17 protein-coding genes are annotated in these 20,524 nt (G+C 66.6%); 2 read left to right on the top strand and 15 right to left on the bottom strand.

Annotation, left to right across the window (positions count from 1 at the left end):
* Positions 1-99 precede the first annotated feature (99 nt).
* The 15 genes from DIE22_RS09575 to DIE22_RS09645 form a co-directional block, all read right to left on the bottom strand.
* Positions 100-1,887, bottom strand: a complete 1,788-nt coding sequence (locus tag DIE22_RS09575; protein ID WP_124604949.1) for an acyl-CoA dehydrogenase C-terminal domain-containing protein — start codon at positions 1,885-1,887, stop codon at positions 100-102.
* A gap of 58 nt (positions 1,888-1,945) precedes the next feature.
* Positions 1,946-2,545, bottom strand: a complete 600-nt coding sequence (locus tag DIE22_RS09580) for a TetR/AcrR family transcriptional regulator (protein WP_006751498.1) — start codon at positions 2,543-2,545, stop codon at positions 1,946-1,948.
* 199 nt (positions 2,546-2,744) lie between these two features.
* Positions 2,745-4,019, bottom strand: a complete 1,275-nt coding sequence (gene clsB, locus DIE22_RS09585) for a cardiolipin synthase ClsB (protein ID WP_124498971.1) — start codon at positions 4,017-4,019, stop codon at positions 2,745-2,747.
* Positions 4,016-4,510 carry a dihydroneopterin triphosphate diphosphatase gene (gene nudB, locus DIE22_RS09590; protein WP_124498970.1) on the bottom strand — a complete coding sequence of 165 codons (495 nt, stop codon included), beginning with the start codon at positions 4,508-4,510 and terminating at the stop codon, positions 4,016-4,018. Before nudB ends, clsB begins: the two co-directional genes overlap by 4 nt.
* 158 nt (positions 4,511-4,668) lie before the next feature.
* Positions 4,669-6,471: an aspartate--tRNA ligase gene (gene aspS / locus DIE22_RS09595; RefSeq protein WP_006477843.1), complete on the bottom strand. Its 1,803-nt coding sequence runs from the start codon at positions 6,469-6,471 to the stop codon at positions 4,669-4,671.
* Between the two features lie 67 nt (positions 6,472-6,538).
* Complete coding sequence (locus DIE22_RS09600) at positions 6,539-7,189, bottom strand: DUF502 domain-containing protein (protein WP_027785397.1); 651 nt, start codon at positions 7,187-7,189, stop codon at positions 6,539-6,541.
* A gap of 61 nt (positions 7,190-7,250) precedes the next feature.
* Positions 7,251-7,589: an FmdB family zinc ribbon protein gene (locus DIE22_RS09605; protein WP_124498969.1), complete on the bottom strand. Its 339-nt coding sequence runs from the start codon at positions 7,587-7,589 to the stop codon at positions 7,251-7,253.
* Positions 7,590-7,685: 96 nt separating this feature from the next.
* Complete coding sequence (locus DIE22_RS09610) at positions 7,686-8,312, bottom strand: SAM-dependent methyltransferase (RefSeq protein WP_124498968.1); 627 nt, start codon at positions 8,310-8,312, stop codon at positions 7,686-7,688.
* A gap of 17 nt (positions 8,313-8,329) precedes the next feature.
* The gene (gene ubiB / locus DIE22_RS09615) at positions 8,330-9,907 is read right to left on the bottom strand and encodes a ubiquinone biosynthesis regulatory protein kinase UbiB (RefSeq protein WP_124498967.1); all 1,578 of its coding nucleotides are present in this window, start codon (positions 9,905-9,907) and stop codon (positions 8,330-8,332) included.
* A gap of 12 nt (positions 9,908-9,919) precedes the next feature.
* A complete protein-coding gene (locus DIE22_RS09620) occupies positions 9,920-10,546 on the bottom strand; it encodes an SCP2 domain-containing protein (protein ID WP_124498966.1) in 627 nt (208 codons plus the stop codon).
* A 163-nt stretch (positions 10,547-10,709) separates the two neighbouring features.
* Complete coding sequence (locus DIE22_RS09625) at positions 10,710-11,744, bottom strand: Tim44 domain-containing protein (protein WP_124604950.1); 1,035 nt, start codon at positions 11,742-11,744, stop codon at positions 10,710-10,712.
* 41 nt (positions 11,745-11,785) lie between these two features.
* Positions 11,786-12,517: a bifunctional demethylmenaquinone methyltransferase/2-methoxy-6-polyprenyl-1,4-benzoquinol methylase UbiE gene (gene ubiE / locus DIE22_RS09630; protein ID WP_124498964.1), complete on the bottom strand. Its 732-nt coding sequence runs from the start codon at positions 12,515-12,517 to the stop codon at positions 11,786-11,788.
* A 52-nt stretch (positions 12,518-12,569) separates the two neighbouring features.
* Positions 12,570-12,983: a gamma-butyrobetaine hydroxylase-like domain-containing protein gene (locus tag DIE22_RS09635; RefSeq protein ID WP_124498963.1), complete on the bottom strand. Its 414-nt coding sequence runs from the start codon at positions 12,981-12,983 to the stop codon at positions 12,570-12,572.
* Positions 12,980-13,423 carry an HIT family protein gene (locus DIE22_RS09640; protein WP_124498962.1) on the bottom strand — a complete coding sequence of 148 codons (444 nt, stop codon included), beginning with the start codon at positions 13,421-13,423 and terminating at the stop codon, positions 12,980-12,982. Before DIE22_RS09640 ends, DIE22_RS09635 begins: the two co-directional genes overlap by 4 nt.
* An 85-nt stretch (positions 13,424-13,508) precedes the next feature.
* Complete coding sequence (locus DIE22_RS09645; protein ID WP_124604951.1) at positions 13,509-17,531, bottom strand: DUF3683 domain-containing protein; 4,023 nt, start codon at positions 17,529-17,531, stop codon at positions 13,509-13,511.
* A gap of 575 nt (positions 17,532-18,106) precedes the next feature.
* On the opposite strand from DIE22_RS09645, the gene ilvA reads away from it, so the two are divergent.
* Positions 18,107-19,630, top strand: coding sequence for a threonine ammonia-lyase, biosynthetic (gene ilvA, locus DIE22_RS09655; RefSeq protein ID WP_124604952.1), 1,524 nt, complete (start codon positions 18,107-18,109; stop codon positions 19,628-19,630).
* A gap of 12 nt (positions 19,631-19,642) precedes the next feature.
* On the top strand, positions 19,643-20,467 hold the full coding sequence (gene queF, locus DIE22_RS09660; RefSeq protein ID WP_124498959.1) for an NADPH-dependent 7-cyano-7-deazaguanine reductase QueF: 825 nt from the start codon (positions 19,643-19,645) through the stop codon (positions 20,465-20,467).
* The last annotated feature ends 57 nt before the right edge of the window (positions 20,468-20,524 follow it).

Below are 20,524 nucleotides of genomic sequence, written 5' to 3' on the forward strand. Positions count from 1 at the left end.
TAGTGTCGTGCAGCGCGGGATGTGAGGGCTGCACGGCGAAGTGAGTACCAGGAACCGTTGCGTTCGGGCGACGCGCGGCGCGCACCGCCCGGACTCGCGTCAGAACAGCGATTCGTCGACTTCCATCATCGTCTTCGAACCGGCGCGCGCGGCGCGGATCGTCGCTGCCGTCTCGGGCAGGAGGCGCGCGAAGTAGAAGCGGGCCGTCGCGAGCTTCGACTTGTAGAACGGATCGCCCGACGCTTCCTTGTCGAGCGCGAGACGCGCCATGCGCGCCCAGAAGTACGAGAACACCAGGTGGCCGACGGTGCGCAGGTACGGCACGGCGGCGGCGCCGACTTCGTCCGGGTTCTGCATCGCCTTCATGCCGATTTCCATCGTCAGCTTCTGTACCTTGTCGCCGATGTCGGCGAGCGGGTTGATGAACTCGGCCATCTCCGGCTTCACGCCTTCGGCTTCCGCGAATTCGGTGACGAGCTTGCCGAACTTCTTCAGCTTCGCGCCCATGTCGCCGAGCACCTTGCGGCCCAGCAGGTCGAGCGACTGGATCGAGTTCGTGCCTTCGTAGATCATGTTGATCCGCGCGTCGCGCACGTACTGCTCCATGCCCCACTCGGAGATGAAGCCGTGGCCGCCGTAGATCTGCATCGCGTGGTTGGTCGACTCGAACGCGTTGTCGGTCAGGAACGCCTTGATGATCGGCGTGAGCAGCGCGACGAGGTCGGCCGCTTCCTTGCGCACCGCTTCGTCAGCATGCGACAGTTCCTTGTCGATCTGCAGCGCGGACCAGTACGTGAAGGCGCGCGCGCCTTCCGCGTAGGCCTTCTGCGTGAGCAGCATGCGGCGCACGTCCGGGTGCACGATGATCGGGTCGGCCGGCTTGTCCGGTGCCTTCGGGCCCGTCAGCGAGCGCATCTGCAGGCGCTCCTTCGCGTACGTCAGCGAGTTCTGGTACGCGACTTCCGTCAGGCCCAGGCCCTGCATGCCGACGCCCAGGCGCGCGGCGTTCATCATCACGAACATCGCGTTCAAGCCCTTGTTCGGCTCGCCGACCATCCAGCCCTTCGCGTTGTCGAGGTTCATCACGCACGTCGAGTTGCCGTGGATGCCCATCTTGTGCTCGATCGAGCCGCACTTGATGCCGTTGCGCTCGCCCGGCTCGCCCGCGGCGTCCGGAATGAACTTCGGCACGATGAACAGCGAGATCCCCTTCGTGCCTTGCGGCGCGTCCGGCAGGCGCGCGAGCACGAGGTGGACGATGTTCTTCGACATGTCGTGCTCGCCGCTCGAGATGAAGATCTTCGTGCCGCTGATCGAGTACGAGCCGTCGCCGTTCGGTTCGGCCTTGGTGCGCAGGATGCCGAGGTCGGTGCCGCAGTGCGGCTCGGTCAGGCACATCGTGCCCGTCCATTCGCCCGACACGAGCTTCGGCAGATATTGCTGCTGCAGTTCCGGCGCGCCGTGCGCATGCAGGCATTCGTAGGCGCCGTGCGACAGGCCCGGATACATCGTCCATGCCTGGTTCGCCGAGTTCAGCATTTCGTAGAGCGCGTTGTTCACGAACGCGGGCAGGCCCTGGCCGCCGTAGTCCGGATCGCAGCCGAGCGCCGGCCAGCCGGCCTCGACGTACTGCCGATACGCTTCCTTGAAGCCGGTCGGGGTCTTCACGACGCCGTCGCCTTCATACGTGCAGCCTTCGCGGTCGCCGACCTGGTTCAGCGGGAACAGTACCTCGGAGCAGAACTTGCCCGCTTCCTCGAGGACCTGGTTGATCGTGTCGGCGTCGAGGTCCGCATGCTTGGGCATTTGCTTGACTTCGGCTTCGACGTTCAGAAGCTCGTGCAACACGAATTGCATGTCGCGCAGCGGCGCGGCGTACTGTCCCATGACTCTCTCCAAAGGTGGGCAAAACGGCTCGAGCTCCTGGCGGGCGGTTCCCGCGCCGCTAACGGCTCTCGCTCTGATACGAAACGATCGTCTTTTCCAGCGCGGCCCACGTGAGGCGCACGGCATCCGGCGAATGCAGGAAGCGGGCGTCGTGATGCAGGCCGAGCGTGAAGCTGTACAACTCGAAGAGCATCAGGTCCGGATCGGTATCCGCACGCAGATGGCCTTCTTCCTTCGCCTGCGAAATGGCACGCAGCATCGCGGCACGCCAGGCCGTCACGCTCGCGATCAGCTGCTCGCGCACGGGGCTGTCGGGCCGGTCGTCGTACTCGACGGCGCCGCTGATGTAGATGCATCCGGTCGTCACCTCCTGGATGCGCTTCTCCGTCCAGCGGGCCAGCATCGCCCGAAGGCGCGGCAAGCCTCGCGGCTCGCGCAGGCTCGGAAAGAACACCTCGTTTTCGAAACGATGGTGATACTCGCGGACGACCTCGACCTGCAGGTCCTCGCGCGATCCGAAGTGCGCGAACACACCGCTCTTGCTCATCTGCATGCGCTCGGCCAGGAGGCCGATCGTCAGCCCCTCCAGCCCGTCACGGCTGGCGAGGTCCAAAGCAGCTTCGAGTATCGCGGCACGCGTCTGTTCGCCTTTTCGCATAGCTATTTCTGTCACCGTTCGGGGGTTCGAATAAAATCGAACGGCCGTACTATTATTGAGTGCGGCCGCTCGCGAAACAAGGAAATTATTAGAAACCGGTGTCTAACCGAGCCGCTATTTTGCGCGATTCCGGCGGGACCGGAGCGGCTTTTCCGCACGAACGTGCGGACAGATTTTTGAAGCGGACGCTGAGTCCGTGTCAGTCGTAACCGCCGACCGTCAGCGCCTTCATCACGAGGCGGTACGTGTTGTACGCGAGCCAGTTCAGCATACGCTCGATGCGCGGCCGGGCGGCATACCGGGCGGCGTCGATTTCGCGGCCTTCGGAGAAGGCGGCCGCGATCGCGTCGCGCAGTTGGTTGGTGATCGCGTCGTAACGCACCAGCACGACATTGGCCTCATTGTTCAGCATCAGGCTCAGCGCGTCCAGGTTCGACGAACCGACCGTCGCCCAGTTGTCGTCGATCACCGCGACCTTGCCGTGCAGCATCGTCTTGTCGTATTCCGCCACGCGCACGCCCGCGCGCAGCAGCGCGTGATACAGGAACGGCACGGCGGTATCGAGCGCCGCGAACTCCTTGCGGCCGATCAGGATCCGCACGTCGACGCCGCGGCGTGCCGCGCCCGTCAGCGCGCGGCGCAGCTTGCGGCCGGGCATGAAGTACGGGTTCGCGAGCAGGATCCGCTGGCGTGCCTGGCCGATCGCGGCGAGATACGCCTTCTCGATCGCGCGGCGGTTCACGACGTTGTCGCGCGCGACGAACGCGACGCTCGGCTCGGTGACGACCCGCAGCGCACCGGCCTTGATCCACCGGTGGCTGCGTATCCAGCGCCGGAACATGTCGGGGAACGCTTCGCCGCCGTGCAGCCCGGCCGCGTACTGCGCGTACGGCTTGTGGCCGAACTGGATCCGGTGCCACTGCAGCTCGAACGCGGCGCGCACGTCCGACACCGCCGGCCCGGCCATCTCGACCGCGAAATCCCAGCGCGGAAACGGCAGCGTCGCGGTGCCTTGCGTGTAGTCGTCGACGATGTTGATGCCGCCGCAGAATGCGACCGCATGATCGATCACCGCGAGCTTGCGGTGGGTGCGCGAGAAGCCGAAGCGGCCAAACAGATAGCGGTTGTAGATGCAGTGCTCGACGCCGGCCTCGGCCCACGTGTCGAACAGCGGCAGGCGCGCGGTGCCGACGCCGTCGGTGATCACGCGCACGCGCACGCCGCGCCGCGCCGCGCGGATCAACGCATCCGACACCGGCCGGCCGGCCGCGTCGTCGCAGAAGATGTAGGTTTCGAGCATCACCTGCTCGCGCGCCGCATCGATCCGTTCGATCAGCGCGTGGAAGAATTCGTTGCCGGTCTCGCACAGCCGCACCGTGTTGCCGGCCGTGAACGCGAGCCGCGACGCGGAGCCGCGCTCCTGCAGGAACATCTGCCGCAATTGCGCGAAGCGCTTGCGGGTTTCCGCATTCATGCGGACGCGCCGTTCGGCGCCCGCGCGAGCGACACGCGCACGGGCAGTTGCAGGATCGCCTCGGCGTTCGACGGCGAGAAGCAGCGCGCGGCCGCTTCGCGGAACGGCAGCCACGCATGGTCGACATGCTCGCGCGGCGACAACGTCACGTCGACGCGGCGCGGCACGCACAGGCCGAACCAGTGCTCGACGTTGCGCGTGACGCCCGGCGCATAGCGATGCAGGTATTGCGGATAGATCGTGTATTCGATCCGGTGGTGCCAGTCGATCAGCGCGGTGGCCGGCACGTCGTGCGACCCGACCGCGATGCCGGTTTCCTCGACCACCTCACGTGCGGCCGTGAGCGCGAGCGGCTCGTCGAGCGCGTCCTTCGATCCGGTCACCGACTGCCAGAAATCGGGCTGGTCGGCCCGCTTGATCACCAGCACGTCAAGTTCCGGCGTGTAGATCACGACGAGAACGGATTCGGGAATTTTCGGCGGCTTCGTCATCTTGGTTTCATGCGGCACAGGGCCGTGCGCCGGCCCTGTGCCCGAACGTGCGGCAAGTGCTGCGACTGTACCGCAAAAAACGAAAAAGGCGCATCGCTGCGCCTTTTTCATCGAGCGTCGTGTGGGCGTCGCCGCACACACGACCTCCGGGAAGCACGTTACGCCTTCGGCTGTTCCGGCTGGCGCAGACGGATGTGCAGTTCGCGCAGCTGACGCTCGTCGACCGGGCTCGGCGCCTGCGTGAGCAGATCCTGCGCACGCTGCGTCTTCGGGAACGCGATCACGTCGCGGATCGAATCGGCACCGGCCATCATCGTGACGATGCGGTCGAGACCGAATGCGATACCGCCGTGCGGCGGCGCGCCGTACTGCAGCGCGTCCAGCAGGAAGCCGAACTTCAGCTGCGCTTCTTCCGCGCCGATCTTCAGCGCGCGGAACACCTTGCTCTGCACTTCCTCGCGGTGGATACGCACCGAGCCGCCGCCGATTTCCCAGCCGTTCAGCACCATGTCGTATGCCTTCGCGAGGCAGCGGCCCGGATCGGTCTCGAGGTATTCGAGGTGCTCGTCCTTCGGGCTCGTGAACGGGTGGTGTGCCGCGACGTAGCGCGCGTCCTCGTCGTCGTATTCGAACATCGGGAAGTCGACGACCCACAGCGGCTTCCAGCCGGCCTGGACGAGGCCGTTCGCCTTGCCGAATTCCGAATGGCCGATCTTCAGGCGCAGCGCGCCGAGGCTGTCGTTGACGACCTTCGCGCGGTCGGCCGCGAAGAAGATGATGTCGCCGTCTTCGGCGCCGGTGCGCTCGAGGATCGCCGCGATCGACGCGTCGTGCAGGTTCTTGACGATCGGGCTCTGCAGGCCGTCGCGGCCCTTCGCCTTCTCGTTGACCTTGATCCACGCGAGGCCCTTCGCGCCGTAGATGCGCACGAATTCCGTGTAGCCGTCGATGTCGCCGCGCGACAGCTCGCCGCCCTTCGGCACGCGCAGCGCCGCGACACGGCCGTCCTTCGCGTTGGCCGGCGTGCTGAACACCTTGAAGTCGACGTCCTTCATCGCGTCGGTCAGCTCGGTGAATTCGAGCTGCACGCGCAGGTCCGGCTTGTCCGAACCGAAACGCGCCATCGCTTCCGAGTACGGCATCACCGGGAATTTCGCGTCGAGTTCGACGTCGATCGTCGTCTTGAAGATGTGACGGATCATGTCTTCGAACAGATCGCGGATTTCCTGCTCGCCGAGGAACGACGTCTCGCAGTCGATCTGCGTGAATTCCGGCTGACGGTCGGCACGGAGGTCCTCGTCGCGGAAGCACTTGGTGATCTGGTAGTAACGGTCGAAGTTCGCGACCATCAGCAGCTGCTTGAACAGCTGCGGCGACTGCGGCAGCGCGAAGAACTGGCCCGCGTTCACGCGCGACGGCACGAGGTAGTCGCGTGCGCCTTCCGGCGTGCTCTTCGTCAGCATCGGCGTTTCGATGTCGATGAAGCCCTGCTCGTCGAGGTACTTGCGCGCTTCGATCGCGACGCGATAGCGCAGGCGCAGGTTGTGCTGCATCTGCGGGCGGCGCAGGTCGAGCACGCGGTGCGTGAGGCGCGTCGTTTCCGACAGGTTGTCGTCGTCGAGCTGGAACGGCGGCGTCACCGACGCGTTCAGCACGTTCAGCTCGTGGCACAGCACTTCGATCTTGCCGCTCTTCAGGCCGGCGTTGACCGTGCCTTCCGGACGGTTGCGCACGAGACCCTTGATCTGCACGCAGAACTCGTTGCGCACGCCTTCGGCGGTCGCGAACATTTCCGCGCGATCCGGGTCGCACACCACCTGCACGAGGCCTTCACGATCGCGCAGGTCGATGAAGATCACACCGCCGTGATCGCGGCGGCGCTGCACCCAGCCGCACAGCGACACGGTTTGGCCCAGCAGGTGTTCGGTCACGAGACCGCAGTATTCAGTACGCATCGACATGATGTTTGCTTTCGTTCGGTTTGATCAACGGGTGCCGCAACGCGCGGCCCGGGCGATGATTCTTTACTTACAGCGGCGGCTCGACGGGACGGCGGGCGGGCGCCGGGGCCGGCGCCGAAGGCGCCACGACGCCCATCGAGACGATGTACTTGAGCGCGGCATCGACCGACATGTCGAGTTCGATGACTTCGCTCTTCGGCAGCATCAGGAAGAAGCCCGACGTCGGGTTCGGCGTCGTGGGCACGTACACGCTCACGTACTCTTCCGTCAGATGGTTGACCACGTCGCCGCCGGGCGCGCCGGTCAGAAACGCGATCGTATACGAGCCGCGGCGCGGGTATTCGATCAGCAGCGCCTTGCGGAACGCGTTGCCGCTGCTCGACAGCAGCGTGTCCGACACCTGCTTGACGCTCGTGTAGATCGGCCCGACGACCGGGATGTGACGCACGACCGCGTTCCACCACGTGACGAGCTTCTGGCCGATGAAGTTCTGCGTGGCCAGCCCGACGACGAAGATGAACGCGAGCGTCAGCACCGCGCCGATCCCCGGCAGGTGGAAGCCGAGCATCCGCTCCGGCTGCCACGATTCGGGCAGCAGCAGCAGCGTCTGGTCCATCGTGCCGATGATGAGGCCGAGCACCCACAGCGTGATCGCGAGCGGGACGAGAACCAGCAGGCCGGTCAGGAACACCGTTTTCAGGGTCGTCTTTTTCATCATCTGCCGTCAATGAACCGCGCCGGAAGCGCGGTGTGGACGCGGCCCGGCCGGGCCGCGACTGTCAACTGCCGGCGGCGGGCGCCGCAGCCGGGGCCGGCGCGGCGCTCGTCGTCGTGCTTTCGGAACTGCCCGCCGCGGCCGCTGCGGGCGCTGCTTGCGCAGCCGCTGCCGGCGCCGCGTCGCCCGACGCCGCCGCCGGTGCGCTGGTGCCGCCCGAGCCGCCGCGGAAATCGGTGACATACCAACCCGATCCCTTCAGCTGGAAGCCCGCGGCAGTGACCTGCTTGCGAAACGCATCCTTCCCGCATTCCGGACACTGTGACAGCGGCGCGTCGCTCATCTTCTGGAGCACGTCCTTCGCGAAACCACACGCTTCGCATCGATAGGCGTAGATCGGCATGATATTTTTTCCCGCAGAAACTGGAAACGGCTTGCAAAACCTTGAATTATAGCCGAAACCCCGGCGCGCTCCGGCAACGGCCGCGACGCCCGGACTTCAGCGGCGGCGCCACGTGAGCCAGCGCTCGTGCCCTTCGAACACGGGCAGCGAATCGGTCACCGGCAAATCCTCGATCAGCTCGAAGTGCGGCGAAAGCAGCGCGTCGAGTTCGGCACGCTCGATCCCGAACGGCGGCCCCTTCGGTTTCGCCGTCACGAAGAAATAGCCGGCCAGCAGCGCGCCCGCGGGCAGCAGTTCGGCCATCCGCGCCGCATAGCCGGCGCGCAGGCTCGGCGGCAGCGCGCACAGGAACGCGCGCTCGTACACCCACTGCACGTCGAACGGCGGCCGGTACGCGAAGAAATCGGCCTGCTCGACGACGTCCGCATGCGCGCCGAGCTGCGCCTTCGCGGCCGCCACCGCCTGCGCGGCGAAATCGATCGCGCGCACCGGCCAGCCGGCCTGCGCGAGCCAGCCGGCCTCCTGCGCACTGCCGCAGCCGGGAATCAGCACCGCGCACGGCGCGCGCCGCTGCGCAAACGCGCGAAACCCGTCCGGCACGCCGCCGAATTCCCAGGGCGTCACGCCGCGCGCGAACCGCTCGTCCCAGAACGATGCGTTGCCGGGGTCGCGCGTCGCGAACTCGGCGGGGCCCGGCGCGGACGGTTGCTTCCGTTCGGACATCGCACGGCTCCTGTCGGTCATGCGCCGTACGCGAGCGCGAGCAGCACGCGCGCGACGAGCGCCCCGACGCCGACGGCAAGACCGAAGATCAGCAATGCCTGCAGCAACCGGTTGGTACGTTTCTGCTCGACGAGGATCTGGCGCATCAGTTCCTCGCTTGCCGCACGCGGCGCATCGTGGCGTGCCGCCATCGCGTGATGGATCAGGCGCGGCAGTTGCGGCAGCGTCTTGCTCCACTGCGGCGCCTCGACCTTGAAGCGCTCGTACCAGCCGCGCAGGCCGATCTGCTCGGTCATCCAGCGCTCGAGATACGGCTTCGCGGTCTTCCACAGGTCGAGCTCGGGGTCGAGCGAGCGGCCGAGCCCCTCGACGTTCAGCATCGTCTTCTGCAGCAGCACGAGCTGCGGCTGGATCTCGACGTTGAAGCGGCGTGACGTCGAGAACAGGCGCATCAGCACCTGGCCGAGCGAGATGTCCTTCAGCGCGCGGTCGAAATACGGCTCGCACACCGCGCGGATCGCGCTTTCGAGTTCCTCGACGCGCGTCTCGGGCGGCACCCAGCCCGATTCGAGGTGCAGCGTCGCAACGCGGTGGTAATCGCGCTTGAAGAACGCGAGAAAGTTTTGCGCGAGGTAGTTCTTGTCGAAATCCGACAACGCGCCGACGATCCCGAAATCGAGCGCGACATAGCGGCCGAAGGTCTTCGGATCGAGACTCACCTGGATGTTGCCCGGGTGCATGTCCGCATGGAAGAACCCGTCGCGGAACACCTGCGTGAAGAAGATCTCGACACCTTCCCGCGCGAGCTTCTTGATGTCGACGCCCGCGGTACGCAGCGTCTCGACCTGGCTGATCGGCACGCCGGTCATGCGCTCCATCACGAGCACCTGCGAGGTCGAGAAATCCCAGAACATCTCGGGCACGAGCAGCAGGTCGAGGCCCGCGAAGTTGCGGCGCAGCTGGCTGCCGTTCGCGGCCTCGCGCATCAGGTCGAGCTCGTCGTGCAGGTACTTGTCGAATTCGGCGACGACTTCGCGCGGCTTCAGGCGCCGGCCGTCGGCCCACATGCGCTCGGTCCAGATCGCGATGTCGCGCATCAGCGCGAGGTCGGAGTCGATCACGGACAGCATGTTCGGGCGCAGCACCTTGACGGCGACCGCCTTGCCCGCATGCGCGCCCTGCTTGAGTTTCGCGAAATGCACCTGCGCGATCGACGCGCTCGCGACGGGCTCGCGCTCGAATTCGTCGAACAGCTCGTCGACCGGCGCACCGAGCGACTTCTCGATGATCGCGATCGCGACCGCCGGATCGAACGGCGGCACCTGGTCCTGCAGCTTCGCGAGTTCGTTCGCGAAATCGACCGTCAGCAGGTCGCGGCGCGTCGACAGCACCTGGCCGAACTTCACGAAGATCGGGCCGAGGCTTTCGAGCGCGTGACGCAGCCGCACGGCGGGCGGATCGGAATAGCGGCGGCCGATCGTCGTGATCCGCAGCAGCAGCTTCACGCGCCGGTCGTCGATCCGGGACAGCATCACTTCGTCGAGGCCAAAGCGGATGACGGTGTAGACAATCTTGATGAAACGGAAAATGCGCATGCCCTGCGGCCCTCAGTGCGCGCCGCGCGGGCCGGAGCCCGTGCGCGCGCCGATTTTTTGTTCGAGTCGCTCAACCCGTTTCTCGACCCGCGCGAGCGCATCGCGCGCACGCGCCAGTTCGGCGTCGAAGCCGCCGAGCACCGTGCGCCGGACGACTTGCGGGTTCTCGTCGAGCCAGTACTCGGCGACGGAATCGAGCACGTTGCGGCCGGTGCGGCGCGCGCGCGCGCCGGCGTCGCGCACGACCGTCGCGATCCGGTGCGCCGCCGCGTCGCCGACCAGCTTCGCGAGATCTTCCTCAGGTTCCCAGCGCAGGTGCTCGGCCAGCTTCGCGATCTGCGTCGCGAACTCCGCGTCACCCTCGATCTTCACGTGCTTCATCACGGCCGCCTGGCCGCCCTGCAGGAATGCGGCGACCGTATCGCCCGCGAGCGCGATCGACACGTCGACGTGTTGCGCATCGTGCGCTTCCACCGCGCACAGATAGCCGTCGGGCTGCACGAGCAGCGTGAGCGTGACGGGCGGCACGTCGAGCCGGGCGGTCTTGCCCGCATAGGGGATCAGGCGGTCGCGCGCCCACGATTCGCGCGCGAGCAGGTGATTGACAGCAGCAGCAAAAGGCTTGGCGGCAAAGGTCATCGGGCTGGGAAAGAAAAAACCCGCGCAGGCCGGGCGCCTGCGCGGGTTTCTATTGTAACGTCGGATCGTCGGCAGACCGCGGCCAACCGCACACCCGGGCGGCAAGCGGTCGCACCGCGGCGGCCGTCGCCCGGGCAGCCGGCAAGCCGGCCGCCGGTCACGCTCAGTGCGTGTTGAGCTGCTGGATACCCGCGAGCAGCCAGCCCTGGCTGCCCGACTTCGACAGGTTCCACACCTCGTCGAACGGCGCCGCCGACGCACTCGCCGACTCGCGGATCAGCCCGTGGAAGCGCACGCTCGCCGACTGCTCGATGCCGCGATCCTCGATCGCGACCAGTTCCGCGTCGAGCTGAACGACATCGGTCTGGTTCACCTCGTTGCCGCGCGAGTCGAGATCGATCTTGATCTCGGCGAACATTTCCGGCGTCGTGAACTCGCGGATGTCGGCCAGGTTGCCCTGATCCCATGCCGCCTGCAGGCGCACGAAGTAGACCTTCGCGCTGCGCAGGAACGCTTCGGTGTCGAAGCCGGCCGGCACCTGCAGCGGTGCGGCCGCCATCGCGCCCACCGCGCCGGCGGCCGGTGTGCCGCCGCCGAACACGCCCTGCGCTTCGTTCGCATAGCTGCTGCCGCTGCCCGCATGGTTGCTGCCGGTGCTGCCCTGCTGGAACGACGGGCTTTGCGAGTAGCTGCCCGACGACGATGCCGAGCCGCCGACCGAGTACGCCGGCTCCTGCGAACGGCGACGGTTCATGAACTTGCGGATGAGCCAGATGCCGACCATCGCGAGCAGTGCGATCACGATGACGTTCGCCATCATGCTCGCGAACGCGCCGCCTAGGCCGAAGTGCGACAGCAGCGCCGCGATGCCGAGGCCGGCCGCGAGACCGGCGATCGGCCCGAGCCAGCGCGAGCGGTTGGGCTGCGCGGCGGGTGCCGGCGCGGCCGGATTCGTGCGCTGCGCCTGCGCCGGCGCAGCCTGCTGCATCGGCTGCTGCGTGGGCGGCGTGGCCTGGCGCTGCGTGACGGTGGAACTCTGGCGGCCGATGCTGCGGCCGCCGCCCATGCGCTTGGCCTCGGCGTCGAGCGATGCGAACGTGCCGGCCGTGAGCAGGCCGACCATCAGCAGCGTGCCGACCCGTCGAGCCCACGGCTTCGACGGCTTGCTACGGTTGAACAACGAACGCGATTCGAACATCAGTTTCTCCAGATGTAAGACAAATGTATGGGAAGAGCCCCTTAGTACTTGGCTCCCATGTGTAAAGCTACCACGCCACCTGACAAATTGTAATATTTGACGGCATCGAGGCCCGCTTGTTCCATCATCGTCTTCAGCGTGTCCTGATCGGGGTGCATCCGGATAGATTCAGCAAGATACCGGTAACTTTCAGCATCTTTCGCGAACTTGTCGCCAAGCCACGGTAATACTTTGAAAGAATACAGATCGTACGCTTTTTTCAGCGGATCCCAGACTTTCGAGAATTCCAGCACCATCACGCGGCCGCCGGGCTTCGTCACGCGGCGCATCTCGGCCAGCGCGGCATCCTTGTGCGTCATGTTGCGCAGCCCGAACGCGACCGTGACCACGTCGAAGTAGTTGTCCGGAAACGGAATTTTCTCCGCGTCGCACAGGAGCGACGGCGTCACGATGCCCTTGTCGAGCAGCCGGTCGCGGCCGACGCGCAGCATCGATTCGTTGATGTCCGTGTGCCAGACCTCGCCGGTCGGCCCGGCCGCCTTCGCGAACGCCTTGGTCAGGTCGCCGGTGCCGGCTGCAAGGTCGAGCACCTTGAAGCCGGGGCGCACGTTCGCCTGCGCGATCGTGAACGCCTTCCACGCGCGGTGCATGCCGGCCGACATCAGGTCGTTCATCAGATCGTAGTTGCTCGCGACCGAATGGAACACGCCCGCCACTTTCTTCGCTTTTTCGTTTTCCTCGACGCTTTCGAAGCCGAAGTGGGTTTTGCTCATCGCGTTGATCCTCAGTAAATGGCAAGACGGCGCCGAGCGGGCGCCGTCGATTTCAGTGGCAGTGGCCGTGCGGCGCGGAGGCCGCCGGCATCGGCGCGTCGCGCTCGACGCCCGCCGCCTTCAGTTTGTCGAAATAGTCGCGCCACAGCGCGTCCTGCTGCGTCGCCAGTTCGTACAGCAGGTCCCACGAGTAGATACCGGTCGAATGGCCGTCGGAGAACGTCGGCTGCAGCGCGTAGTTGCCCACGCCCTCGAGCGCGGTGATCGTCACCTCGCGCTTGCCGGTCTGCAGCGTCTCCTGGCCGGGCCCGTGGCCGCGCACCTCGGCCGACGGCGAACAGACGCGCATCAGCTCGAACGGAATCCGGTAACTCTCGCCGTTCGGGTACTGCAATTCGAGCACGCGCGACACCGCGTGCACGACGACGCCGGACGGAATCGGCGTCGTGGAAGTCAAACCGCTCATGGCTGCCTCGGATCGGTCGTTCGTTGAATTTCCTCGCGCACCGCATTGTGCAGCAGCGAGGCCTGCGCCGCGCGCGTGCGCAGCAGCGCCTCGGACACGCCGCGCTGGCGTGGCGCCCAGACGGGCTGCGGGAAATGGGCGTCGTTCGAGAAGCGCGGAATCACGTGCCAGTGCACGTGCGGCACCATGTTGCCGAGGCTCGCGAGATTCACCTTGTTCGGCTGCATCACGCGGCGCACGGCCCGCTCCACCGCGTACACCACGCGCATCAGGTGTGCCCGCTCGGGCTCGCCGAGATCGGAGAACTCGGCCACGTGCGCGCCCCAGATCACCCGGCAGAAGCCCGGGTACTCGTGCTCGCCCGCCGCGAGGACGACGCGCAGCATGTCGTCCTGCCAGAGCACCTCGCCGCCGTCTTCACGGCAAAACACACATTCCATCGTCGCTCCCATGTGGGCGGGCGCCGGCGCTCATGCGCCGGCGCCCGCTCATCCCTAGCCCGGCCGGGCGGTCATCATGCCCGCATTAGACCAGCACGCGCTCGATCCCGCCATTGTTCGCGTGTGCGACATAGTCGGCCATCCAGTTCTCGCCGAGCACCTGGCGCGCGATTTCGACGACGATGTAGTCGGCCTCGATGTTCGCATCCTCGTTGTAGCGCGACAGGCCCTGCAGGCACGACGGGCAGCTCGTCAGGATCTTCACGTCCGGGCCGTTCGCGGCCGCGGCCGACGCCGGCGCGCTGCCGGCCACGACCGGGATGCTGCGCAGCTTGGCGGCCCCCTTGCGGATCTCCTCTTCCTTGCGGAAGCGGACCTGCGTCGAGATGTCCGGACGCGTGACCGCGAGCGTGCCCGATTCGCCGCAGCAGCGCTCGTTCTTCTCGATCCGGTAGCCGTCCTTCTCCGCGCCCATCAGTTCGTTGACGAGCTTCACCGGGTCCATCGTCTTGATCGGCGTGTGGCACGGGTCGTGATACATGTAGCGCGTGCCCGTCACGCCGTCGAGCTTCATCCCCTTCTCGAGCAGGAACTCGTGGATGTCGATGATCCGGCAGCCCGGGAAGATCTTGTCGAATTCATAGCCCGCGAGCTGGTCGTAGCAGGTGCCGCACGACACGACCACCGTCTTGATGTCGAGGTAGTTCAGCGTGTTCGCGACGCGGTGGAACAGCACGCGGTTGTCGGTGACGATCTTCTCGGCCTTGTCGTACTGGCCCGAGCCGCGCTGCGGATAACCGCAGCACAGGTAGCCCGGCGGCAAGACGGTCTGCACGCCGGCTTCCCACAGCATCGCCTGCGTCGCGAGGCCGACCTGCGAGAACAGGCGCTCGGAGCCGCAGCCCGGGAAGTAGAACACCGCTTCCGAATCGACGGTCGTCGACTTCGGGTTGCGGATGATCGGCACGATCTTGTTGTCCTCGATGTCGAGCAGCGCGCGCGCCGTCTTCTTCGGCAGGTTGCCCGGCATCTTCTTGTTGACGAAGTGGATCACCTGCTCGACGACGGGCGGCTTGCCGACCGTTGCCGGCGGGTGCTGCGTCTGCTTCGTCACGACCTTCTTCAGCATGTCGTTCGCGAAGCGCTGCACCTTGTAGCCGACGCCCATCATCACGCCGCGCGCGGCGTTGATCGTCTGCGGATTGGTCGCGTTCAGGAAGAACATGCCCGCCGCATTGCCGGCGTTGAACTTCTTCTTGCCCATCTTGCGCAACAGGTTGCGCATGTTCATCGTGACGTCGCCGAAGTCGATCTTCACCGGGCACGGCGTCGCGCACTTGTGGCACACCGTGCAGTGGTCGGCCACGTCGTTGAACTCGTCCCAGTGCTTGATCGACACGCCGCGGCGCGTCTGTTCCTCGTACAGGAACGCCTCGACCAAGAGCGAGGTCGCGAGGATCTTGTTGCGCGGGCTGTACAGCAGGTTCGCGCGCGGCACGTGGGTCGCGCACACCGGCTTGCACTTGCCGCAGCGCAGGCAGTCCTTCACCGAATCGGCGATCGCGCCGATGTCGGACTGCTGCATGATCAGCGACTCGTAGCCCATCAGCCCGAAGCTCGGCGTGTACGCGTTGCGAAGATCGGCGCCGTCGAGCAGCTTGCCCTTGTTGAAGCGGCCGTTCGGGTCGACGCGCTGCTTGTACGCGCGGAATTCGGCGATCTCGTCGTCGGTCAGGAACTCGAGCTTCGTGATGCCGATCCCGTGCTCGCCGGAGATCACGCCGTCGAGCGAGCGCGCGAGCGTCATGATGCGCGCAACCGCCGCGTGCGCATCCTGCAGCATCTCGTAGTTGTCGGAGTTGACCGGCAGGTTGGTGTGGACGTTGCCGTCGCCCGCGTGCATGTGCAGCGCGACGAACACGCGGCCGCGCAGCACCTGCTTGTGGATCGCCTGCGCTTCGTCGAGGATCTGCTTGAACGCGCCGCCGTTGAAGATCGCGCGCAGCTCCGCGCGGATCTCCTGCTTCCACGAGATGCGGACCGTGCGGTCCTGCGTGATGTGGAACACGGTCGCGCCCGGCTGCTCGTCCGCACGGTCGGCGAACTTCTCGGCGAGCGCCTCGTAACCGAGCTGCACGAGGTAGTGCTGCGCCTCGCGCAGCGGCTGGTCGAGCCGGTCGCGCACGAATTCCCAGCGCGCGCGCACGCGCTTGAGCAACTCCAGCGCCTGCTGGACACGATCCTCGAGCAGTTCGGCGCTCGGGATCTCGTTCGCGTCGTCGGTCTTGCCGAGCGGCAGGTTGCCGGCGCGGAAAAACGCCTCGAGCGCGTCGACGAGCTGCAGCTTGTTCTTCAGCGACAGCTCGATGTTGATCCGCTCGATGCCGTCGGTGTACTCGCCCATCCGGTTCAGCGGGATGACGACGTCTTCGTTGATCTTGAACGCGTTCGTGTGCTTCGCGATCGCGGCCGTGCGGCTGCGGTCGAGCCAGAAGCGCTTGCGCGCCTCCGCGCTGATCGCGACGAAGCCTTCGCCGCTCTTGCCGTTCGCCATCCGGATCACTTCGGATGTCGCGTGCGCGACCGCATCTGCGTCATCGCCGACGATGTCGCCGATCAGCACCATCTTGGGGAATGCGTTGCGCTTGCTCTTGGTCGCGTAGCCGACCGCGCGCAGGTAGCGCTCGTCGAGGTGCTCGAGGCCCGCGAGGATCGCGCCGCCCTGCTTCGACGTCTCGAACAGGTAGTCCTTGATCTCGACGATGCTCGGGATCGCCTCGCGCGCCTGGCCGAAGAACTCGAGGCAGACGGTGCGCGTGTGCGCGGGCATCTTGTGCAGCACCCAGCGCGCGGACGTGATCAGCCCGTCGCAGCCTTCCTTCTGCACGCCCGGCAGGCCCGCGAGGAACTTGTCGGTCACGTCCTTGCCGAGGCCTTCCTTGCGGAACCGGCGGCCTTCGATCTCGAGCATCTCGGTCTTCAGCAGCTTCTCGCCCGGCGCATGCGCACCGTCGAACCACTTCAGCTCGAAACGCGCGACCGCGATGTCGTGGATCTTGCCCTGGTTGTGCTCGTGGCGCGTGACTTCGAGCCAGTTGCCGTCCGGGTCGACCATCCGCCACCACGCCAGGTTGTCGAGCGCGGTGCCCCACAGCACGGCCTTCTTGCCGCCGGCGTTCATCGCGACGTTGCCGCCGATGCACGACGCGTCGAGCGAGGTCGGATCGACCGCGAACACGTAGCCGGCCGCCTCGGCCGCCTCGGTCACGCGGCGCGTGACGACGCCCGCGCCGGAGAAGATCGTCGGCACCTTGTGCGCGACGCCCGGCAGCTCGGTGAGTTCGACCGCGCCGAGCTGTTCGAGCTTCTCGGTGTTGATCACCGCGGAGAACGGCGTGAGCGGCACCGCGCCGCCCGTATAGCCGGTGCCGCCGCCGCGCGGGATCACGGTCAGGCCGAGCTCGAAGCAGGCCTTGATCAGCCCCGCGATCTCGGCTTCGGTATCGGGGGTCAGCACGACGAACGGGTATTCGACGCGCCAGTCGGTCGCGTCGGTCACGTGCGACACGCGCGACAGCCCGTCGAAGCGGATATTGTCCTTCTGCGTGCAGCGGCCGAGCGCCTTGGTCGCGCGGCGGCGCAGGTCGGCCATCTTGTCGAATTCGTCGGCGAACTCGTCGACCGCGCGCTGCGCGGCGGCCTCGAGCATCTCGACGCGTCCGGCGCGTTCGCGGCCCGCGTCGTCGTGGTGCGCGGTCAGGTCGGCGCGGCGGCGCTTGCCGATCTCGGTCAGGCGGTGGTTCAGCGCCTCGATCAGGAGCGCGCGGCGCTTCGGGTTGTCGAGCAGGTCGTCCTGCAGGTACGGGTTGCGGCGCACGACCCAGATGTCGCCGAGCACTTCATACAGCATCCGTGCCGAGCGGCCCGTGCGGCGTTCGGCGCGCAGCTCGTCGAGTACCGACCACGCCTCCTCGCCGAGCAGGCGGATCACGATCTCGCGGTCGGAGAAGGACGTGTAGTTGTAGGGGATCTCGCGCAGTCGGGGCGCGGGGTCGGCGGCGACGGCGGCGGCCGCGCCATGCGGATCGAAAACTTGTGGTGCGTTCATGTTCGGACGACTCGGAGGGCCGATACACCGTGCACGGGCGTCGGCAAGCGCGTAGGCGCAATCTTGGGGAAATCTGTTCTGGTGCCAGGCGCGCGACTATCTCGCATGGGGCCGGAGCGGGTCTGGACTCACCGTTCCGGGCCGGCAGGGCCTGGCGGCACTCGGGGCCATCAGCACGATCGCGCGCGGCGCGCATGCCGCTGCGCCGCGGGGCTGGCTGCGCGCGGCGACGGCTTCAACGGAGCGATCCGAGGGTGCCTCTGCATCTTCCGATCCTTGATTCAAAACGGAATTCTAACCCATGATCGGCCCATGCGTGACACGCCGGACAGGCCGTGGGGCTATCGCCGCAACCCGCGCCAGGCCTGGTTCGGCACGATTTTACGCCGGGATTCGCCATCCGTCCGGTCGGTAACCGCGCGGTTAAACCGGTAAAAAGGGGCGCGCCACGCGGCAAACACGCCCGCCGCCCCGGTTCCGCGACGGTGCGCCCGGCATGCCGCTTGCGTGCGGGCGGACCCTTGGCGCTATCATTGATCCTTTACCGTCTGCTTCCGCACTGCACGCGAGCGCCCATGGCATCCCACGATTACCTGAAGAAAATCCTCACCGCGCGCGTCTACGACGTCGCGCTCGAGACGGAACTCGAACCCGCCCGCAACCTGTCGGCCCGGCTGCGCAACCCCGTCTACCTGAAGCGCGAGGACAACCAGCCGGTGTTCTCGTTCAAGCTGCGCGGCGCGTACAACAAGATGGCGCACATTCCGGCCGATGCGCTCGCGCGCGGCGTGATTACGGCGTCGGCAGGCAACCACGCGCAGGGCGTCGCGTTCTCGGCGGCCCGGATGGGCATCAAGGCCGTGATCGTCGTGCCCGTCACGACGCCGCAGGTGAAGGTCGATGCGGTGCGCACGCACGGCGGCCCGAGCGTCGAGGTGATCCAGGCGGGCGAGTCGTACAGCGATGCATACGCGCATGCAGTCAAGGTGCAGGCGGAACGCGACCTCACGTTCGTCCACCCGTTCGACGATCCGTACGTGATCGCCGGCCAGGGCACCATCGCGATGGAAATCCTGCGTCAGCACCAGGGCCCGATTCACGCGATCTTCGTGCCGATCGGCGGCGGCGGGCTCGCGGCCGGCGTGGCTGCCTATGTAAAAGCGGTGCGGCCGGAGATCAAGGTGTTCGGCGTGCAGGCCGAGGATTCGTGCGCGATGGCGCAATCGCTGCAAAAAGGCGAGCGCGTCGAGCTGGCCGAGGTCGGCCTGTTCGCGGACGGCACCGCGGTGAAGCTCGTCGGCGAGGAAACCTTCCGGCTCTGCCGCGAATTCCTCGACGGCGTCGTGACCGTCGACACCGACGCGCTGTGCGCGGCGATCAAGGACGTGTTCCAGGACACGCGCAGCGTGCTCGAGCCGTCCGGCGCGCTCGCGGTCGCCGGCGCGAAACGCTATGCCGAACGCGAAGGGATCGAGAACCAGACGCTCGTCGCGGTCACGTCCGGCGCGAACATGAACTTCGACCGGATGCGCTTCGTTGCCGAGCGCGCGGAAGTCGGCGAGGCACGCGAGGCCGTGTTCGCGGTCACGATCCCCGAGGAACGCGGCAGCTTCAAGCGCTTCTGCTCGCTCGTCGGCGATCGCAACGTGACCGAGTTCAATTACCGGATCGCCGATGCGCAATCCGCGCACATCTTCGTCGGCGTGCAGATCAAGCGGCGCGGCGAATCGGCCGAGATCGCCGCGAACTTCGAGTCGCACGGCTTCCAGACCGTCGACCTGACGCACGACGAGCTGTCGAAGGAGCATATCCGCTACATGGTGGGCGGCCGCTCGCCGCTCGCGCTCGATGAACGCCTGTTCCGCTTCGAATTCCCGGAACGGCCGGGCGCGCTGATGAAGTTCCTGTCGTCGATGGCGCCGGACTGGAACATCAGCCTGTTCCACTACCGCAACCAGGGCGCGGACTACAGCTCGATCCTCGTCGGGCTGCAGGTGCCGCAGGCCGATCATGCCGAGTTCGAACGCTTCCTCGCCGCGCTCGGCTATCCGTATGTCGAAGAGAGCGCCAATCCGGCCTACCGCCTCTTCCTGTCGTAAAGGCGTCACGCAATGAATCCCGAACATTCCCCGCTCGGCAAGGCCACCGTCTACGCAGCCCGGTACGACGCGTCGCTGCTGTTTCCGATCCCGCGCGCCGGAGCGCGCGAGCAGCTCGGCATCACGTCGGCGCTGCCGTTCTTCGGCACCGACATCTGGAATGCGTACGAGCTGTCGTGGCTCAACGCGCGCGGCAAGCCGCAGCTCGCGGTCGCGACGTTCTTCGTGCCGGCCGAATCGCCGAACATCGTCGAATCGAAGTCGTTCAAGCTGTATCTCGGCGCGTTCGCGCAATCGAAGTTCGACTCGGTCGACGCGGTGCGCGACGTGTTGAAGCGCGACGTGTCGGCCGCGTGCGGCGCGAGCGTGTCGGTACAGCTCGTGTCGCCGCATGATTTCGGCAAGCTCGAGATGGAGGAGCTCGACGGGCTGTCGCTCGACCGGCTCGACCTCGACACCGACGTGTACGAACCCGATCCGTCGCTGCTGTCGGCCGCCCAGGACGAAGCGCCGGTCGAGGAGACGCTCGTGTCCGACCTGCTGCGCTCGAACTGCCCGGTCACCGGCCAGCCCGACTGGGGCAGCGTGCAGATCCACTACGTCGGCCCGCAGATCGACCATGCGGGCCTGCTGCGCTACATCATCTCGTTTCGCAATCACACGGGCTTTCACGAGCAGTGCGTCGAGCGCATCTTCCTCGACATCCTGCACGCATGCAAACCGGTGAAGCTCGCGGTGTACGCGCGCTATACGCGCCGCGGCGGGCTCGACATCAACCCGTTCCGCACGAACTACAACCAGCCGATGCCGGACAACGCGCGGACTGCGCGGCAGTGACACGCGCCGGCAGGCGATAGCGGCCAGCGGTCGCGGCCCACCCGAAACGAAACAGCC

Origin of the sequence: Burkholderia sp. Bp9142 (assembly GCF_003853415.1) — a bacterium.
GTDB lineage: Bacteria > Pseudomonadota > Gammaproteobacteria > Burkholderiales > Burkholderiaceae > Burkholderia.

Coding starts and splice junctions, on each gene's coding strand:
- DIE22_RS09575 (WP_124604949.1), bottom strand. CDS start 1,887: ATGGGACAGTACGCCGCGCCGCTGCGCGACATGCAATTCGTGTTGCAC.
- DIE22_RS09580 (WP_006751498.1), bottom strand. CDS start 2,545: ATGCGAAAAGGCGAACAGACGCGTGCCGCGATACTCGAAGCTGCTTTG.
- clsB (WP_124498971.1), bottom strand. CDS start 4,019: ATGAATGCGGAAACCCGCAAGCGCTTCGCGCAATTGCGGCAGATGTTC.
- nudB (WP_124498970.1), bottom strand. CDS start 4,510: ATGACGAAGCCGCCGAAAATTCCCGAATCCGTTCTCGTCGTGATCTAC.
- aspS (WP_006477843.1), bottom strand. CDS start 6,471: ATGTCGATGCGTACTGAATACTGCGGTCTCGTGACCGAACACCTGCTG.
- DIE22_RS09600 (WP_027785397.1), bottom strand. CDS start 7,189: ATGATGAAAAAGACGACCCTGAAAACGGTGTTCCTGACCGGCCTGCTG.
- DIE22_RS09605 (WP_124498969.1), bottom strand. CDS start 7,589: ATGCCGATCTACGCCTATCGATGCGAAGCGTGTGGTTTCGCGAAGGAC.
- DIE22_RS09610 (WP_124498968.1), bottom strand. CDS start 8,312: ATGTCCGAACGGAAGCAACCGTCCGCGCCGGGCCCCGCCGAGTTCGCG.
- ubiB (WP_124498967.1), bottom strand. CDS start 9,907: ATGCGCATTTTCCGTTTCATCAAGATTGTCTACACCGTCATCCGCTTT.
- DIE22_RS09620 (WP_124498966.1), bottom strand. CDS start 10,546: ATGACCTTTGCCGCCAAGCCTTTTGCTGCTGCTGTCAATCACCTGCTC.
- DIE22_RS09625 (WP_124604950.1), bottom strand. CDS start 11,744: ATGTTCGAATCGCGTTCGTTGTTCAACCGTAGCAAGCCGTCGAAGCCG.
- ubiE (WP_124498964.1), bottom strand. CDS start 12,517: ATGAGCAAAACCCACTTCGGCTTCGAAAGCGTCGAGGAAAACGAAAAA.
- DIE22_RS09635 (WP_124498963.1), bottom strand. CDS start 12,983: ATGAGCGGTTTGACTTCCACGACGCCGATTCCGTCCGGCGTCGTCGTG.
- DIE22_RS09640 (WP_124498962.1), bottom strand. CDS start 13,423: ATGGAATGTGTGTTTTGCCGTGAAGACGGCGGCGAGGTGCTCTGGCAG.
- DIE22_RS09645 (WP_124604951.1), bottom strand. CDS start 17,531: ATGAACGCACCACAAGTTTTCGATCCGCATGGCGCGGCCGCCGCCGTC.
- ilvA (WP_124604952.1), top strand. CDS start 18,107: ATGGCATCCCACGATTACCTGAAGAAAATCCTCACCGCGCGCGTCTAC.
- queF (WP_124498959.1), top strand. CDS start 19,643: ATGAATCCCGAACATTCCCCGCTCGGCAAGGCCACCGTCTACGCAGCC.